Below are 17,858 nucleotides of genomic sequence, written 5' to 3' on the forward strand. Positions count from 1 at the left end.
GAAGGGAAATGATTGAACCAACGCAACAGCATCATGAGCGCGAAACATCGATCGTGACTCCTGAGCACGTGTTGCTCCGCTTCCAGACAGCGGGTATGGGTAGTCGGGCAGCTGCTATGATGATTGACTTCGCGATTCTTTTCTTGGTTAATCTTACTGTATTCATCGTGTTTGGCCTAGTCATATTTGGTAAAGATAGCGAATTTTTCCTTGAAACAGAAAATATGGCGTTGGCAATCGTCATCCTCGTTGTCTTTGTCCTTAACTTTGGATACTTTTTGCTTCAGGAAGCATTTTGGTCTGGTCAGACGATAGGCAAACGTCTGATGGGCTTGAGAGTCATGAGAGACAATGGCCAACCGATCACGTTTTTGGGAGCGACGATTCGTAATGTATTTCGAATCGTGGATGGATTGCCGATGGGATACTTCCTCGGTGCGCTGATTTCCTTTTTTCATCCGCAGGACAAACGGCTCGGAGATCTAGTTGCAGGCACGATCGTCGTCGTAGAAAGCGGGCGGCCAGCACGGCCATCTCGTAAAAAAGCTACGCAGCCATCTTTGCAAAAGCACGATTATCCGCAGGTGCTCGAGCTGGATGAACGTCAAAAGCAGTTGATAACACGCGAGGACTGGCAGTTGCTCTCGTCCTTTATCGAGCGCATGTCTTCCCTATCCCCTGATAAGAGAAAAGAACTCGGTACACAAGTAGCCAGCCTGCTGGCAAAAAAGCTAGGTGTGCAGGATGAACCGCTGGTCAGGAATGATCCGATTGTTTTCCTCCACTTCTTGCATAGGATTTTGCAAAAAGAATGGAAGCTCGGTTCTTCATGAAAGGACTCTGAAACGAAACCGCCGATCAGGCGGTTTTTTACCGTATAAGAATATATAAGCGCAAACGCTTATGAATTCTGGAGCGCATAAAAACATTCCACTTAAACGCGGTCGCTCCTACATGAACAAGCCGCGATAGAGGTTTTTTTACTAGGTACTGATTGGCAGGAAGGTGTATAGTCAATTCTAAAGGTTATTTTTTGCAAACGAGGAAACGATGCAAGAGAAAGGGAAGGATTTGCGATGAGCACAACAAAACAGCTGGCTGAAACCTACAAGAACAGCAAGTATCAAGTGCCGGGACATGGACCACGAAACATTCACGTTCTGCAAAATGCGCTGGCAGAGCTGGATGGGAATCTGGAAAGCGACATCTACGGGAAGGGACAAGTGATTGAAGAATTCGAAAAGAAGCTGGCTGCGATCTTAGGAAAAGAGACAGCCGTGTTTTTCCCAAGTGGAACAATGGCTCAGCAAATTGCCCTGCGCATTTGGTGTGATCAAAAGTCTGTTAAAAAAGTGGCGTATCATCCACTCTCTCATCTGGAAATTCACGAAGAGGATGGGCTAAAAAAGCTGCATCTGATTGAATCCGTCTTGCTCGCAGACAAGACCCGGTTGATTCGACTGGAAGATGTGAAAAATATGGACACCGACGTCGCTTGTCTATTGCTGGAATTGCCGCAACGTGAGATCGGTGGTGAATTGCCAGAATATGAAGAATTGGTAGCAATCTCCGAGTTTTGCCGAGAAAAAGAAATCAAGCTGCAGCTAGATGGTGCCCGTCTATTTGAAGTCCTCCCTTACTATCAGAAGTCCGCTGCCGAAATCTGCCAGTTGTTTGACAGCATTTATGTTTCCTTTTACAAAGGAATCGGGGGACTTGCAGGTTCGATCCTGGCCGGAGATGAGGAATTTACAAAAGAAGCAAAGGTCTGGAAGCGGCGTCATGGGGGAGACCTGATCAGCTTGTATCCGTACATTCTCAGTGCAGACTATTACTTCGAGCAAAGAAAGAATCGTTTTCCACAATACTATGAACAGGCAAAAGAGCTGGCGAGCTTTTACAATGGATGTCATGGGATCACTACCCGCCCCGTTGTGCCCGTCTCCAACATGTTTCACGTCCATCTGCCATTCCCGAAAGAGACGCTTGAACCCGTGTTTCAGGCGGTCTATGAACAAGCAGGGGTAGGCCTTGCGATGGCTCTTCATGCCGTCGATGAGGCAAGCTGCTACTTTGAGGTGAGTGTCGGTGATAATTACGGAGGCATCCCGAAAGAAGCGCTGCAACATGCTTTCCGCGTGCTTGATGAGAAAATGAAAGAAGTTTAGTTCGTTACGAGAGCTTCCTTAGAGATATTCCTGAGGAGCTTTTTTAATTCAATTTTAACAATATTCCGCAAAAGGCTTGACGAAAAATGTTCTATGTTATAATAAAGCCTCACTCTTTGTCATAGAAAGGAGGGGGTAGCCGATGAGCGATAAATACATTCGTGCTCAATCGACAACGTCATCCACACTGCAACTCCCCGCAAATGGAGGGCAGGAGGGAAGGCGTAAAAGAACCGGATTGTTTCGGAGCTTGTTCCAGACGTTGGTTCCCTCCCAGACAGAAGGCAAACGATCCCCATGGCCGCTGATTGCGACTATCGTGGTCTGGGTTGGCCTCGCTTATGCAGGATATGCCTTTGCGGTCCACACGTTGGACAAGCAGCAGCAATATGTCAACCAACGCTTTGAACAGGTCCAGTCTGAGAATCAGAAGCAAATGATTGCGCTTGGTGATCAATTGACACAAGTACAGGATGAGATGAAAACCGTGCAGGACGGCCTGTCCAATTTGGAAGAAAATTTACAATTGACAGGCGAAACGATTGGCGGATCAAATAAGACGAAGGAAGCACTCCAGGATCGGATCGACCAGTTGAACAAACAACTCGTGGATTTGAAAGCTTCGCTGAAAAAACTGGAGGATGCAGCTCGTGCTTGGTAAAGTAAACCGATTGTTTGCGTTTCTGCTGGCGCCGGCGCTGGGGTTTTTGGTTGCTTTTTCATGGGCCAATCCGGTGGACAAGCTCCAGGTAGAGGCTCTGAAACTGCCAATAGAGCAGTCACATGAACAGGCGACAGCGCTTCGTGAAAAACTGGATGAGACCCGTGAGCAGATCAGTAATGCCGAAGAACTAATTGATGATATTCGCGATCGAACAGAAAAGGAAAAGAAAGATTACGAGCAGCAAAATGAGCATATCAACAGCTTGTTGGCAGCGAGTAAATCACAAACGCAAAAATCCGCAGATGTGTTGGATACGATCTTGTCCAACATGCTAGGGAATCCCATCGGACAATCATTTGGCAAAAATTCTACGGTGAAAGTGTACTCTCTGGAGGAAGCTGGATATCGTGGATACATGGCCAAGGTGCGGCTCAATGATCCCAAGGCATTAAAAATGGTCCTCGCCAACAATTCAGTCAAGAGTAAGGGCGAAACGACCAGTCATGCAGGCAAACGTACGGGAGCCGTCTTGGCGATCAACGCTGGTGGATTTATGACGGATAAGAGCGGGTACGTAACCCCTCTTGGAATTACGGTTGTTGACGGGAAGATTCGTACCTTTTCAAACAATTCGAATTTGAGTTTCGTCGGATTTAACAACAAAGGCCACCTCGTCGGAACGAAGATTACTACCCAACAGCAAATTTCCCAGCAAGGCATTTTGCAAGGGGCCAGCTTCCTCCCGCGACTTCTGCAGGATGGTAAACGTTTGGCGATTCCTCGTGGATGGGCGAATGCCCGTCAGCCGCGTACATTGATCGGTCACTTCGACAATGGAGATTTACTGGTGATTGTGATCGACGGCAGACGCGAAGGCTGGAGTAATGGTGTTACCTTGGAAGAAGCTCAGAGAAAACTACAGGAGTTCCACGTCGTCGATGCCTACAATCTCGACGGTGGCGGCTCCAGCGCTTTCTATTACAAAGGCAAATTGATGAACAAGCCTTCGGGTGGTAAAGAACGCCCGGTCGTCAGCAATCTGGTCATCATGCCGTAAGAATCTGTCTTGCCCTACACCTTTTTAGGTCATGTCCACTAATTGGATTTGATCGGGAAAGGTGTTTTTGCGTGGCCAAGTTTTCTAAAAGGACCATAGACATGTTGACCAATAAAAATGCTGAAAATTATAATAATGGTAGAAACAAGAAAATCTGTAAGGGGGGATCGTATGAAAAAGGTAAGGCTGTTTGCCCTTTCGCTTCTCACGGTTGCGACATTTGCATTTCCAGCTCAGGCGAAGGTGCCGGGTGTACCTGTAGGTGTAGATGGAGCGACGAAAGGGATCGTAGCCGTATCGCATCCAGCAGCAGCCCAAGTCGGCATGGACATCTTGGCGAAGGGAGGAAACGCGGTGGATGCTGCCGCCGCTATACAGCTTGCACTGAACGTAGCAGAGCCGTATATGTCTGGTATGGGCGGCGGCGGTTTCATGATGATTTACCTCAAGGATCAGAACAAGGTCACGGTGTTTGACAGCAGGGAAGTAGCACCTGCTGGGGCGAAACCGAATATGTTCCTGCAGGAGGACGGCAAACCGATTCCGTTTGATGAGAGGCACACGACTGGACAGGCGGTAGGGATACCTGGAACATTGCTCGGCGTAGAAAAAGCACTTAAAAGCTACGGTACCATGAAGCTGCCTGATGTCATCGAACCTGCGATTGATTTGGCAGCAAAAGGTGTGCGTGTGAACTGGGTAACTGCGGATAACATCAAGAACTCACTCGATAAATTACAGAAACATGAAACAGCGGCAAAGGTATTTGCACCAGACGGCGTGCCATTAAAAGAGGGAGACGTCTTGGTACAGCCAGATTTGGCGAAAACGCTCCAATTGGTACACGATAAGGGAACGAACGCTTTTTACAACGGGGAGATCGGTCAAGCACTGGTGCAGGAGGTACAGCGGACAGGTGGGTCCTTGACCTTGCAGGACTTGAAAGCCTATACGGTAAAGGAGAGGGAGCCTGTTCGAGGCACGTTCCGCGGTTATGAAGTCGTCACGATGGGACCGCCTAGCTCCGGAGGCTTGACGATGCTGCAAATCTTAAAGCTGATGGAGGGCTATGACAACCAGAAGGATGGCTTTGGTTCTGTCGCTTATTTGCACCATCTGATTGAGGCCAATCACCTCGCCTATGCGGATCGTGCGGCTTACATGGCAGACGAAGATGTGTATCCGGTGCCCAAACAAGGCTTGATCAACGAAGAGTACATCAAAGAACGCCGAGCACTCATCAGTGACGATACGGTCAATACAAAGGTGCAGGCAGGAGATCCGTGGAAATACGATCCTGGGAAAAAGCCTGTCGTCGCCATGAACTTCAGCGATCCTTCGCCTGTGAAGCAAACCACTCATTTTTCCGTTATGGACCAATGGGGCAATCTCGTTTCCTACACGACCACCATTGAGGATGTGTTTGGTAGCGGGATCATGGTGCCGGGATATGGATTCATGCTAAATAACGAGCTCACTGACTTCGATGCTGTTCCAGGGGGTGTCAATCAAGTAGAGCCTGGAAAGCGACCGCGTTCGAGTATGACTCCGACGATCGTTTTGAAGGATGGAAAGCCGTTTCTGGCAGTGGGCTCACCAGGCGGGTCAACCATTATCGCTTCCGTCTCGCAAACGATTCTAAATGTCATCGATCATGGCATGGAGATTCAGGATGCGATCGTGGCACCGCGAATTTTCTCTAGCGCTTACCCGGCAGTGACATGGGAGGCTGGCTTGGATCAGGATGTCATTCTGCAGCTTCTGGCAATAGGACACAGCTTTGCGGAGAAGCCGACGAATATCGGCAATGTTCAGGCGATTGTGTACGACTTGGAGACAGGAAAAATGTACGGGGGAGCAGACAACACGCGGCAAGGAACGGTTCTCGGTGTCGACGCTGTTGCCTACACGACGGTACAACCCGAAGCGCAACAAGAGGAATTGACGGGGCCATTCGTGCTTGAAGTGAACGGACTGGTTTATCCATACAAGGCGGATCAGAAGCGCATGGTGAATGGAACCGCATATATTCAGGCAGAAAAGCTGCTGCTCGGCTTGAATGGAGACTTTGCAACATTCAGGGAGAAAGCAGTCGCGATCGATGGGATAGGATTCTTGCCGGTTAAAAAAGTTGCTGAAGCATTGGGCTATACGGTGGAATGGAATGCTACGGAACGAACGCTACACTTGCAAAAATAATAGAAGATGGAGGTGCTCAGCTTGAAGAAAGTACTCGTTTTAGGCGGAACCCGTTTTTTTGGAAAAAGATTGGTGCATCTGTTGGTGGCGGCAGGAGCAGATGTGACGGTGGCGACCAGAGGGATGACGGATGTCGAGCTTCCCCCTCAAGTTAAGCGTTTGACCCTGGATCGAGATGATCCGGCGTCTCTGGCAGCTGCGGGGGAACAGGAATGGGATATCGTTTACGATAATATTTGCTATTCCTCAAAAAATGCGCTGGAAGCCTGCGACGTTTTCCGAGGGAAAGTAGGCAAGTACGTGTTGACCTCCACGCTTTCCGTGTATGATTTCTCGGAGGAGGGTCTGAAGGAAGAGGCATTTGATCCTTATACGTATGACATTCAGCCTGCGACGAGAGACAAGGTCACTTATCAGGAAGGGAAACGTCAAGCAGAAGCAGTGTTTTTTCAGCAGACAGAGTTCCCGGTTGTAGCTGTGCGGTTTCCTATCGTTTTGGCAGAGGATGACTATACCAAGCGACTGCACTTCCATGTCGAGCATATTCAAGAAGAACGTCCGATCGGGATTGCGAATCCGCAAGCAATCATGTGCTTTATTCATGCACAGGAGGCAGCGGAGTTCTTACAATGGGTGGGGGCAACGACTTTGACAGGTCCGGTAAATGCCTGCTCACATGGAACCATTCGCCAGCAGACTTTGATGGAGGACATTGCTGACGTAGTTGGCAAACCGGCTCAACTGGTAGCCGAAAAAGATGCTGCCGACTTTTCGCCCTTTGCTTTCCCTGCCTCGTTTTATATGGATAACGAAAAGGCAGCAGCAGCGGGATTCTCTTTTTGGAAGCTAGAGGCTTGGCTTCCTAAACTGATTCAGACAATTTCCACAACAAAATCAGAGCATAAAGTGTGACAATCTGCGCTTTTTTTCTGTCTAACTCCATGGTAAGGTAGAGCAGAACGTATGTGTCTGTATGGAATCAGGAGGACAGGAAATGAAAAGAAATCATACTACTGGTCTTGCTCTCGTCGCAGCATTATCAGCAGCCCTATTAGGTGGATGTGAAGCACCATCGCTCAGCAACCTGTTGTCAGGAGAAAAGTCTCAGGCTTCTGCAGCACCGACTGACTCCTCTTCAGGTCAGACAGCCACACCTGAGCAACAGGAGGCTAGCGCTGTAAAAAATAAACAGCCTTCATTGGAGGAAACCATACAAATGGTGGATGGTGTGCCTACGGTGACCAATCCGACGGAAATGACTGTAGTTGTGAATAAACAGCGAGCGTTGCCTTCTGATTATATTCCTTCTGATCTCGTTGAACCGAATGTACCGTTCCCCTTTGACGAGAAAGTAGAGAAGCGGATGATGCGCGCGGAAGCAGCGGGTGCTCTCGAAAAATTGTTTGCGCAAGCGAAAGAGCAAGGCATCGAGCTCTATGCCGTTTCAGGCTATCGTTCGTACCGTACGCAAAAATCCTTGTTTGATACGTACGTGAAAACGCAAGGAGCTGATCACGCGGCTGCGTACAGTGCGGTTCCAGGTAAGAGTGAACACCAGACTGGTCTTGCTATGGATGTCTCCGGAGTCGACGCTCAGACTCGATTGGAAGAGTCATTCGCGGATACGCCAGAAGGCCAATGGCTCGCGGCTAACTGTGCGCCATTCGGATTTATTATCCGCTATGTGAAAGGGAAAGAAGACATTACAGGGTATGCGTATGAGCCGTGGCACCTGCGTTACGTAGGAAAAGAAATCGCGCAGGAGATCATGAGCAAAGGCATTACGCTGGAAGATTACTTTAAAGAATCTGGATCCGCTCAAAAACAATAGAGAATACGACAAAAGCCGCTCACGAAGAGCGGCTTTTTTGCTTGAGGCCAAACGTCTCGATTAATGGGGAAGGCGGATGTCAGCAAGTGGCCAATAAACAGCTTCGGCACGCCCTACCACATGATCCAGCTTTACGGGACCGATTACCCGGCTGTCCATACTGTTGTTGCGATTGTCTCCCATGACAAACACGCTGCCTTCAGGGATGGTGATTGGGCCAAAGTCTTCGGTGAGGGTCACACCGGCAGCTGAGGCTTTCAACTTGTTGTTCGTCAAATATTCTTCGCTGAGCGGCTTGCCATTGACGTACAGTTGATCATCTTTTGCTTCTACCGTATCTCCAGCTTTGGCAACGACACGTTTGATCCAGTTATCGCCGCTCGCATCTGGATGGATGATCACGATGTCACCTGGTTGCGGGTCTTTCAAGTAATAGATGGCTTTGTTTACGATGACGCGCTCGCGATCGTGTAGAGTACTTTCCATAGAGCGTCCCTGAACCACGTATGGAGCCATCACAAATACGTAGATAAAGACGGTCAAGCCGCCAATCAGTAAGAACGATTTCAACCAATCAAACAATTCTACTTTCCATTTTGTTGCACTATTCGTTTGCTCCATAGATCTGATCTCCTATGTAAGTGGTTTTCGGGTAGATGCCTGCCCAGTATCAAAATCTGCCCTTTCATTATACATGCTTTACGTTTGAATACGAAAGAAGATTCAAGGAAAAGGTTGCCAGAGGCACAAAAGTCTCAAGTCACGATTTTGCCATTTTCGGCTATTGTCAGTTTTTCCTGTTTGAGGTAAGATAATGTTGCAAATAAGTTTTATAGTAAAAATATTAACTTGTAAACACATTGTCACAGTTCACACCTATTTATTTTCAGAAAATAATTTTTGAAGAGTAACGCTTGCTCTTCATGTACTTACACTATATAGTTTTATAGTAAAAGTATCGTTAAAAATTTCTGAAAATAGGTGATGATGTGAGCGAAATGTCCCGCGCCAGTAAAATCGAAGAATTGGATCGAGTATTTGTCGAGATGGCTCGCTATTTTATCAGCCAGTGGCTGGAAGAAGAAGAGCAGATCAGCCCAAAGCAATTTATATTGCTACGGGTGCTTCATCAACGGGGACGAAGTACCGTATCTGAACTGGCGAATATACTGAAGCAGTCCAATAGCGCTACAACGATTGCGCTCAATAGACTAGTAAAAGCTGGTTTTATTGATCGGGTCCGAGACGAACAGGACCGACGTGTCGTATGGGTTACTCTATCTGAAAAGGCAGTTCCATTGATTGAGAGCCTGTTGTCTCGTCGGCGTGTGCTACTAAGTAAGCTGTTGGAAAACCTGAGCGACGAAGAAATTGTACAGTTTACGCATTTTCTGGTGAAAATGAAGCAATGTTTGTAGCAAGCCGTCAGGTTAGCGGGTGGGGGACATTTCTGAGGACAGTGTGTACAACCAATGGGGAGTGTACACAAGATGAGAAAAAGCAGCACATTGATGATGGGAAGCATGATTCTGGGAGCAGCATTGTTTGCGCAAGCAGCTTGTGCAGAGGAGGCTACTCAAACAACAGCTCCAGCTGAAACACCAGTAGTAGCTCCGGCGCCAACTGCTCCACAGGCTACTACAGAAGTAGGCCAACCAGGATGGGTCAACATGCCTGTAGAAGATCAGTTCGTCCTTCCACAGAAAGAGCAAGTAACATCTGAATCTGCTGGTTGGGTTAACATGCCGCATGAGGATCAATATGTCATCTTAAATGGCGCGCAAGCAACTCAGGCAGTTGGAACTGGCTGGGTATATGGTCCAGTCGAGGATCAATTCGTGATCCAAAACCCAAAAACGCCAGTAGATGCGCCTGCAACTGGCTGGGTAGCAGCTCCAGTAGAAGATCAATTTGTGATCGTAAATCCTAGCGCTCAACCAACTGCTCCTACGGCAAGCGGCTGGGTAGCAGGTCCAGTAGAAGACGAAAGCATCATCATCAACGGCAAAGCTTTCCAAAACACAGGTAGCAGCAGTGGCTGGTCTTGGACTGCACCTGAGTCTGACAACGATAAATAAGCTCGACCGAATACAAACGCTTTGCTCATTTTTGGGCAAGGCGTTTTTTCACGTTTTCATTGCGAATGTGATTGATGGGTAAACAGGGAGTATTCGGTAAAAACTATAGCGGAATCATCCGGAAAGGAGGAGGACGAATGGAGCAACAACAGAATGGAAGAAATGAATCGTCCCAGCAGGATAGAGCAATGGATGCAGCTGAGATGGGAGAAACACCTGAGACAGCAAACGGAATGGCGACTACGCAAGAACAGGTGAGTGATATGTACAAGATGGGGACGATTGAAGACAGGGGGAGTACGAGGTAGCATGTCAGTGAAGGCCAGCCAGTGGAAGACAGGCTGGTTCTTCTCTGTTTCATTTGATAAAATATATTTTATTGACTTATCGTGATTTATCGTTAAAAATACAAGAGGAATCAGAAAATTGGGAAAGGGTGTGTGATTCATGAGAGACCCACGTCTTGAGCAATTGGCTTATAACCTCGTAAACTATTCGGTTCGAGTGCAACCAGGTGAAAACATTCTGATTAATGCCAAAGGAGAAACGCCAGAACTGGTAACTGCGCTGGTGCGTGAGATCTACAAGGCAAAAGGTAACCCTTACGTTCAGTTGATCAATCCAGCTGTGAGCCGCGAATTGGCGATGCACTGCAACGAAGAGCAGCTGGCAGTCATGGCTGAGCACGAAGTAAAGTTGATGGAGAAGATGGACGGCTACATAGGAATTCGTGCAGGAAGCAACATCAACGAGATGGCAGATGTGCCAGGTGACAAGCTGGGCCAATACTCTCGCCTGTATGAATTGCCTGTCATGAACGTCCGAGTGCCCCATACTAAATGGGTCGTTCTTCGCTATCCGAATGCTTCGATGGCACAGCTCGCGAATATGTCGACGGTAGCATTCGAAGACTTTTACTTCCAGGTGTGCAATCTGGACTACGCAAAAATGGATAAGGCAATGGATAGCCTCGTCGAATTGATGAATCGCACCGATCAAGTGCGTCTGGTAGGTCCAGATACCGATCTCACCTTCTCCATCAAAGATATCCCTGCTGTCAAATGTGCTGGACTGCGCAATATTCCGGATGGAGAGGTATACACCGCTCCTGTGAAGGATTCAGTGAATGGTACCATTACACACAACGCGCCGACACCGTACCATGGATTTGTGTTTGAAAATGTCCAGCTGACCTTTGAAAACGGGAAGATTGTAAAAGCGACAGCAAATGATACCGAACGAATCAATGAGATTCTCGATACCGATGAAGGAGCACGCTACATCGGTGAATTTGCTATCGGGGTTAACCCGTTCATCCGCAACCCGATGAAAGATATCCTGTTTGATGAAAAAATTGACGGTAGCTTTCATTTTACTCCAGGTCAATGTTACGACGAAGCATACAATGGCAACAAATCGTCGGTTCACTGGGACATGGTATCCATCCAACGTCCAGAGTGGGGCGGAGGAGAGATCTGGTTTGATGGCGTGCTAATTCGCAAAGATGGAATCTTCGTCATTCCTGAGCTGGAATGCCTCAACCCTGAGAACTTGAAAGCATAGAATTGCTTATCTATTGGATATATTGTTTCAAACGCTCTTGAGCTAACTCTACATCCATATCAACTTGAAACAGCATATGGAGGTTGCTAGAGCTCAAGATGCTTCTTCTGGCTGCATGGTACAAGATTGGTTTGGTTTGTTTGACGATGGTCATGATTTCTATGGATGGGGGTACGACTTGTTTGATCCGCAGTACTCCCTGCAAGTAGCGGAGAAATTTTTGGATGGTTTCCTGATCGTCCTGGTTTGGGATGGTATCGATTAAGCCAAAAAATTCTCTGACGATCATTCGTCTTGTCTCCAGAGGTTCAAATACGCTGGTCCGTTGCAAGAGTGTCACCTCACGAGTAAGATAGAGTACTCTATCTTTTACCTCCAGATGAACAAGCGTAAACCTCTAAATGTGAAAAAAGTCTCCGTCATCTAATTGATGACTGGGACTTTTTTGCTATCTTTCTACTCTTTTGTTTGATAAACCGCGCTCTCTTCCATCGGAATCCGGATACGCAGTAGTAGCCATGCATTCAAAAGCGTAAAAGAGAAGGCAGTTAGAGACGCTCCAAACGTCATCGGTAATGCAAAAAGTTCGATTGCTACAACCAAATAGTTCGGGTGCCGAATAACGCGATACGGACCACGAATGATGGGCAAAGAGTCAGGCAGGATCAAGATGCGGGTATTCCAGCGGCTCCCGAGACTCCAGATGCACCAGTACCGCAGGATCTGAGCTGCGAGAAAGAAGGCAAAGGAAAGTAGCCACCAGCGAGGAAGTGAAGATGGTTGGGACATCGTCACCTCTAGAATCAAACTGATGAAAAAGAGAGTGTGGAGAGCTACGATGTAAAGGTAGTGCTCTGCCCCGATCTCGTAACCACCCAACGAGCGAATGATTCGTGCGTTTCTGGCTGCTAGAAATAGTTCACCGACCCGTTGCAGCAAGAGAATCCCGAGTACGATCCAGAAAAAGATCATGGGAGTCACCTCGCTTCCAGCAGCAGCATTTCTGAACTAAATCCGGGCCCAAGCGCCGCAAGCAGACCTAAATCGCCATGCTCCCAGTTCTGCTCCATGCTTTTCTCTAGAACAAAGAGGACAGTCGGAGAAGACATATTGCCAAAGTTGTTGAGTATTTCAGCGGAAAGACGTGTGGCGTCAGCAGAAATGCCCAATGAGCTTTGATAGGCAGTCAGTACCTTGGCACCACCGGGATGGAAAATAAAATGACGCAAACGATCCACGGAGGTGCCGTGCGGGGAAAGAAAGCTATCGACGTTTTCCTTCATCGATTGGCGGATGATACTGGGAATATCGCGGGAAAAGATGACTTTCAAGCCTGGTTCGGTGAGCTCCCAACCCATGACGTCTAATGTGTCTGGCCAGGTCGTTGTACGTGCCCCGCAGAATCGTAGTCGGGGAGCGCGTGAATCGGTTAGGTGAACCGTATCGCCTTCGATTAATACAGCAGCTGCCCCATCTCCAAACAGGCAGGTGGCTACCAGATTACTTTTGGACATATCTTGACGGATAAAGGTCAATCCACATAGCTCAACACTCAAAAGTAGCACTCGGCGATCTGGATAGGCACGAGCGTACTCGCAGGCACGTGAGAGTCCCATGGCTCCACCCGCACATCCCAACCCCCAAAGGGGCACCCTGGTGACGTCCGAGCGCAGTCCTAATCGGTTGACCAAACGTGAGTCAAGACTCGGTGTAGCAATGCCTGTACTGGATACAAACATGAGACAGTCAATGGAGTCTGCAGAGAGGTTTGCTTTTTCCAGACATTTACGCGCAGCGAGGACAGCGAGAGCTTCTGCATTTTCAACGTACAACTTGTTTTTTTCTGCAAAATGCCGCTCACTTTCGTACCAGTCCATCGGCATGCAAAGGTGACGCTTTTGAATTTGACTGTTCCCGAATACACCCAAGAGCCGATCAATATCAGGGTAAGCGTCTTGGAAAAAACGCCGAGCCAATTTCATTGAATCCTCTTGGCTAATCTCGTAGGGAGGAACTGCAGTTGCGACAGCTTCAATACGGGGCATTCAGTCAATCACTCCCGTCTTTAAGTAGGTAACTTCTAGTTTTCCCTTTCCATATCGTTCCAATTCGTGCCGGGTAGAAATTAAAACCTTTTTTTGATTGCCAGGGATAGGCATACAAAAAGCCTAATGCGCGAAACAAGCGACATTAGGCTTTTTTGTGCAATTTATCAATTATACAGAAGGAGAAACTGCCTGTTGTTCTGTCGAGGAAGAAGAAGGTTCTTGACGGAGCATCGCTTTTTTGACAAAACGGTATTGAAAAAGTCCACCGATGATCAGTATCAAGCCTAATACAGAGAACCAAAAAGCGCCGCCTATGCCGCGAAAAGCGACTGCTCCTACGGACGGTCCGATTGTTCCGGTAATGCCCCAGTTGGCGCCGAAAACAGCAAAATAACGTCCTCGGAACTCTTCTGGAGCCATGACAGAGATTGCTTTTTGGATTTGAGGGCCGTACAGCATTTCACCAATCGTAAAGACGGTTTCCGCGATAATAAGGACCAGCAAGCCTGGTGCCCACCCATAACCGAAACCGACACAGGCGAGGAATAGGTACGCGATCAAGATGACACGGTGAGCAGGAAAACGCTCGGCGAATTTGGCAATAGCGATTTGGCAACAGACGACGAGAATCCCGTTAATGGTCATTAAGGTAGCGAAGATCGTGAGGAAGTCATCGTATTTAGTCCGCAAGTGCTGCGGCAGGATGATTTCGACCTGCGAATACAGCAAGGATACGGGGATGGCGGCCAAGGTCATCCAGATCAAGGTTTTGTGCTCGGCAAGCTTGATCCGAGGTGCAGGGTTCCCACCATCCTTGCTCCTCGCATGATTCCGCTTTTCCAGTGGCAATGTCTCAGGCACTTGCCACAAGATCAGCAAACAGTAAATAAAGAGAGCGAGTGCACAGATTCCAAATGCAATTCCCGGATTGATCTTGTAGAGCGCAACCCCGATTAATGGGCCTGCTGCAGCTCCAACGTTTAGGGCGGTATGGAGCAAAGCAAATACTTCGCTTCTTTTCTCCTCAGGCACGATGTCGGTTACTTGAGCGCTGGCAGCTGGCCAGAACAGGGACGCACCTACTCCATTGAGAATGGTCAGAAAGGCAAAAGCGTAGAGGGATTCTGCCCAGATGTAGCCTGCCATGGATATGGACTCGATCAAAAGGGCGGCAACCATCAACGGCTTTCGGCCGTATCGATCGGATATGCTCCCCGCAAAATAGCCAGAAATGATACTAGTTAGTGGTTGCAAACTTGTCACCATTGCGGCAAGCAAAAGATTGCCATCCATTCTGTCATACAGATAAAAGGCGAGGAATGGTCGGAGCATGAAGCCAGCAAACGTTGTTAGGATTGTCCCGATGACGCGAATCCAGATCGCTCTGTCATAGCGGGATAGGAGGTGTTGCAGCCAAACCATTCAGTTAATCCTCCTTATCGATAAAGGATATTTTTGTAAGTATAATGGAGCGTCATAAGAAAAGAAAGAGGGTTGGGATAAATGTGAATAGTAAGTTTTTTGTGATTCGAGAACGAAAATGTATGAAAATTGCGAAAAAATGGGTCTTTGAGTCAGTGAATTTATCTTGAATTCGAGAAAAAACATAGGTAAAATATTCCTATGATTACGAATGAAGTCCTAATTTTGCATAATAAAAATAGGTCTTATGTATCACTAGGAAGCGCGGTGTTGTTTACATTGACCGGAGGGGGATTTCTTTGGATTCACGCTGGATTGGCTTGGGAGCATCCTGCTTGATGATTGGTGTATGGATGGTAGCATTTGGGCTGCCCACAGAGCAAAATGATGTAGGATGGGTATTCTGGGCTGCAGCTGTTCAGTTAGCAGTTGGCTATTGCGTTGGAAAATACGTCCATTCATTGCAGCACATGGCCTACCATGATTCGCTTACAGGAGTTCTGGTCAATCGTCGCTTTGTTAGTAGAATGAATCATGAGGTAGAAATGGCGCGTAGATCTAAATACCCAGTGACCTTATTGTTTATTGATTTGGATAATTTCAAAAAATACAATGACCAGCATGGGCATTTGGAAGGGGACAGACTCTTGTGTCATTTTGCGACGGTCTTGCAAGCCTGCGTGCGTAGGCAAGACGCTGTTGGAAGATGGGGGGGTGAAGAATTTGTCGTCCTGCTTCCTCACACCGATACGAAAAAGGGGCTAGCAATCGGTGAGCGGATCCAGAAGCAAGTCCGAGAAGAGCTTGCTGGTGTTACGGTTAGCATAGGTGTGGCATCATTTCCTCTCCATGCTGCAGATGCTATGCAACTGACTGAAAAAGCCGATACATTAATGTACGAGGCCAAGAAGAAAAAAGACTGTATGTTGGCTGCAACGAATTAAACTGGGGAGCCTATGGCAAAACTAACATTCGTACCGAATCGGCTACGAGTGTTTTCTTTTGGGAAATGTAAAGGTGATTTACAAAAACTTAATAATATTTTAAAGAAAAATACATACACTTTCCCTTGTTTTTAAATTTACGTTAACAATAATGTTCGATATAATCGTCTAGGTGTGATTTTTCCAAAGGAGTGACTAGGGAACGTATGTTGAAATCAAACAAGTATATCTTCTTCGATCTGTTCGAACAGCAAATTGCCACTGTCCACAAAGGAACTCATCTCTTCTATGAGATGATAGGGAACTATCAAGATCTAGAGGCGAAAGTCAAGGCAATCAAAGCTGTAGAAAAAGAAGGGGATGAAATCGTTCGTCGCATCATGAACGAATTGAACTCCACTTTTATCACTCCGCTTGAGCGCGAAGATATTCATCAGTTGGCTCATACGATGGACTCGATGATCGATTACATCGATGGTGTGGCAGATCGCATGTATCTCTATCAGGTTCAACAGCCTGATCCACGCGTCCTCGCACAAGCCAACATTCTCGTAAAATGCTCAGCGAAGCTGATCGAACTGATCCGTACCCTTCGCAAGCTGGACCATCAAGTCGTTACGAAAATCGCACGTGAAATCAAGGATTTGGAACATGAGTCCGATTCCAACTACCGTAAAATGGTTTCCGACCTCCTGAACGCCCCGAATGCGAATCCGATCGAAGCCATCAAGCTGAAAGAGATTTACGACAAGCTTGAAGACTGTGCGGATTTTGCAGAAGACGTATCCAATCTGGTAGAAGGGATCGTGTTAAAGAATGCCTGATCTTTCGCCAGAGGTGATAATTCTCGTACTCGTCGTCATCATGGCGTTAAGTTTTGACTTTATCAACGGCTTTCACGACACCGCCAACGCGATTGCTACATCCGTATCCACAAGAGCGTTGAGTCCGCGTACAGCCATCATTATTGCTTCTGTATTCAACCTGCTTGGTGCCCTCACTTACACGGGGGTAGCAAAGACGATTGGTGGTAAAATTACCGATCCATTCAAGTTGGAAAACGGATTAGTTGTTGTTCTTGCAGCACTTACCGCCGCCATTCTGTGGAATCTGATCACGTGGTGGTTTGGGATTCCGAGTTCTTCCTCTCATGCAATTATCGGCGGTGTAGCCGGTGCTGCGGTAGGTGCTGCAGGATTTGGTGCAATCAATATGGAAGGCTTCCTCGATATTGTTAAAGCACTGATTATTTCACCTATCGTTGCTTTTGTGATCGGTTTTATCGTCATCAAGATCGTTTCAAAACTCGTAGCGAATACCGCCTATCATCGTACGAATCGTAGCTTCCGTGTCCTGCAAGTTCTGTCAGCTTCCTGGCAGTCCTTTAGCCATGGTGCAAACGATGCGCAGAAAACAATGGGGGTAATCACTCTCGCTCTGCTTTCTGGAGGGTTTTTGCATCAAGCTCCAGGAGAGTTCACGATCCCACTTTGGGTAAAGCTGTCAGCCGCAATTGCGATGGCGCTTGGTACTTCCGTAGGGGGATGGCGCATCATTAAGACGATGGGTGGCAAGATTATGAAAATCAAGCCAATCAGCGGTTTCTCGGCTGACCTGTCCTCTGCCTTGATCATTACCATCTTTACAGCGCTCAAGCTGCCTGTAAGTACTACACACGTCATTACTTCCTCGATCTTGGGGGTAGGCGCATCCACGAAGCTGAACGCTGTCAAATGGGGATTGGCTGGCCGTATTCTGGTAACGTGGGTGATTACCCTTCCTGTTACGGCTTTGCTCGCAGCAGCCTGTTATGTCGTTTTTGATGTATTTCTGTAAGAACGGTACAAGACCGGTTTTGGTTACATAAAAAAGGCACCTGACATC

General features: G+C 47.5%; 19 protein-coding genes. 14 read left to right on the forward strand and 5 right to left on the reverse strand.

The window, feature by feature from the left end; translation table 11 throughout:
• The first annotated feature begins 8 nt into the window (after window positions 1–8).
• The 7 genes from AN963_RS23040 (at window position 9) to AN963_RS23070 (ending at window position 7,919) form a co-directional block, all read left to right on the forward strand.
• Entirely contained in the window at window positions 9–833 is an 825-nt protein-coding gene (locus AN963_RS23040; protein ID WP_055746888.1) for an RDD family protein, read from the forward strand.
• A 243-nt stretch (window positions 834–1,076) separates the two neighbouring features.
• A complete protein-coding gene (locus tag AN963_RS23045; RefSeq protein ID WP_055746889.1) occupies window positions 1,077–2,168 on the forward strand; it encodes a threonine aldolase family protein in 1,092 nt (363 codons plus the stop codon).
• 142 nt (window positions 2,169–2,310) lie between these two features.
• Entirely contained in the window at window positions 2,311–2,829 is a 519-nt protein-coding gene (locus tag AN963_RS23050) for a hypothetical protein (RefSeq protein ID WP_055746890.1), read from the forward strand.
• On the forward strand, window positions 2,819–3,889 hold the full coding sequence (locus tag AN963_RS23055) for a phosphodiester glycosidase family protein (protein ID WP_055746891.1): 1,071 nt from the start codon (window positions 2,819–2,821) through the stop codon (window positions 3,887–3,889). The genes AN963_RS23050 and AN963_RS23055 overlap by 11 nt, the downstream gene beginning before the upstream one ends.
• Window positions 3,890–4,060: 171 nt before the next feature.
• Window positions 4,061–6,088 carry a gamma-glutamyltransferase gene (gene ggt, locus AN963_RS23060; RefSeq protein ID WP_055746892.1) on the forward strand — a complete coding sequence of 676 codons (2,028 nt, stop codon included), beginning with the start codon at window positions 4,061–4,063 and terminating at the stop codon, window positions 6,086–6,088.
• Between the two features lie 21 nt (window positions 6,089–6,109).
• On the forward strand, window positions 6,110–7,000 hold the full coding sequence (locus tag AN963_RS23065) for an NAD-dependent epimerase/dehydratase family protein (protein ID WP_055746893.1): 891 nt from the start codon (window positions 6,110–6,112) through the stop codon (window positions 6,998–7,000).
• Window positions 7,001–7,082: 82 nt separating this feature from the next.
• A complete protein-coding gene (locus tag AN963_RS23070; protein WP_055746894.1) occupies window positions 7,083–7,919 on the forward strand; it encodes a M15 family metallopeptidase in 837 nt (278 codons plus the stop codon).
• Between the two features lie 60 nt (window positions 7,920–7,979).
• Here the strand turns inward: AN963_RS23070 and lepB are convergent, their stop codons facing one another.
• On the reverse strand, window positions 7,980–8,540 hold the full coding sequence (lepB, locus tag AN963_RS23075) for a signal peptidase I (RefSeq protein ID WP_055746895.1): 561 nt from the start codon (window positions 8,538–8,540) through the stop codon (window positions 7,980–7,982).
• A 368-nt stretch (window positions 8,541–8,908) separates the two neighbouring features.
• On the opposite strand from lepB, the gene AN963_RS23080 reads away from it, so the two are divergent.
• From AN963_RS23080 to AN963_RS23090, 4 genes are all read left to right on the forward strand, one after another.
• Window positions 8,909–9,337: a MarR family winged helix-turn-helix transcriptional regulator gene (locus AN963_RS23080; RefSeq protein ID WP_055746896.1), complete on the forward strand. Its 429-nt coding sequence runs from the start codon at window positions 8,909–8,911 to the stop codon at window positions 9,335–9,337.
• Window positions 9,338–9,409: 72 nt separating this feature from the next.
• A complete protein-coding gene (locus AN963_RS23085) occupies window positions 9,410–9,997 on the forward strand; it encodes a hypothetical protein (RefSeq protein WP_055746897.1) in 588 nt (195 codons plus the stop codon).
• 137 nt (window positions 9,998–10,134) lie between these two features.
• Entirely contained in the window at window positions 10,135–10,305 is a 171-nt protein-coding gene (locus AN963_RS30975) for a DUF4025 domain-containing protein (RefSeq protein ID WP_236708065.1), read from the forward strand.
• Between the two features lie 139 nt (window positions 10,306–10,444).
• Window positions 10,445–11,560 (forward strand): aminopeptidase, encoded by a 1,116-nt coding sequence (locus AN963_RS23090; protein WP_055746898.1) that lies wholly within the window; start codon window positions 10,445–10,447, stop codon window positions 11,558–11,560.
• Window positions 11,561–11,570: 10 nt separating this feature from the next.
• Here AN963_RS23090 and AN963_RS23095 read toward each other — a convergent pair whose 3' ends face one another.
• The 4 genes from AN963_RS23095 to AN963_RS23110 form a co-directional block, all read right to left on the reverse strand.
• On the reverse strand, window positions 11,571–11,900 hold the full coding sequence (locus tag AN963_RS23095; protein ID WP_236708066.1) for a hypothetical protein: 330 nt from the start codon (window positions 11,898–11,900) through the stop codon (window positions 11,571–11,573).
• 116 nt (window positions 11,901–12,016) lie between these two features.
• On the reverse strand, window positions 12,017–12,532 hold the full coding sequence (locus AN963_RS23100; protein ID WP_055746899.1) for an isoprenylcysteine carboxyl methyltransferase family protein: 516 nt from the start codon (window positions 12,530–12,532) through the stop codon (window positions 12,017–12,019).
• Window positions 12,533–12,537: 5 nt separating this feature from the next.
• A complete protein-coding gene (locus AN963_RS23105) occupies window positions 12,538–13,605 on the reverse strand; it encodes a type III polyketide synthase (protein ID WP_055746900.1) in 1,068 nt (355 codons plus the stop codon).
• Window positions 13,606–13,776: 171 nt separating this feature from the next.
• Window positions 13,777–15,030 carry an MDR family MFS transporter gene (locus AN963_RS23110; RefSeq protein ID WP_055746901.1) on the reverse strand — a complete coding sequence of 418 codons (1,254 nt, stop codon included), beginning with the start codon at window positions 15,028–15,030 and terminating at the stop codon, window positions 13,777–13,779.
• Window positions 15,031–15,329: 299 nt separating this feature from the next.
• On the opposite strand from AN963_RS23110, the gene AN963_RS23115 reads away from it, so the two are divergent.
• From AN963_RS23115 to AN963_RS23125, 3 genes are all read left to right on the forward strand, one after another.
• Window positions 15,330–15,974: a GGDEF domain-containing protein gene (locus AN963_RS23115; protein ID WP_055746902.1), complete on the forward strand. Its 645-nt coding sequence runs from the start codon at window positions 15,330–15,332 to the stop codon at window positions 15,972–15,974.
• 206 nt (window positions 15,975–16,180) lie between these two features.
• Window positions 16,181–16,798 (forward strand): DUF47 domain-containing protein, encoded by a 618-nt coding sequence (locus AN963_RS23120; RefSeq protein ID WP_055746903.1) that lies wholly within the window; start codon window positions 16,181–16,183, stop codon window positions 16,796–16,798.
• On the forward strand, window positions 16,791–17,810 hold the full coding sequence (locus AN963_RS23125; RefSeq protein ID WP_055746904.1) for an inorganic phosphate transporter: 1,020 nt from the start codon (window positions 16,791–16,793) through the stop codon (window positions 17,808–17,810). The genes AN963_RS23120 and AN963_RS23125 overlap by 8 nt, the downstream gene beginning before the upstream one ends.
• Window positions 17,811–17,858: the final 48 nt, after the last annotated feature.

The organism is Brevibacillus choshinensis, from assembly GCF_001420695.1.
In the GTDB taxonomy this organism is placed as follows: domain Bacteria; phylum Bacillota; class Bacilli; order Brevibacillales; family Brevibacillaceae; genus Brevibacillus; species Brevibacillus choshinensis.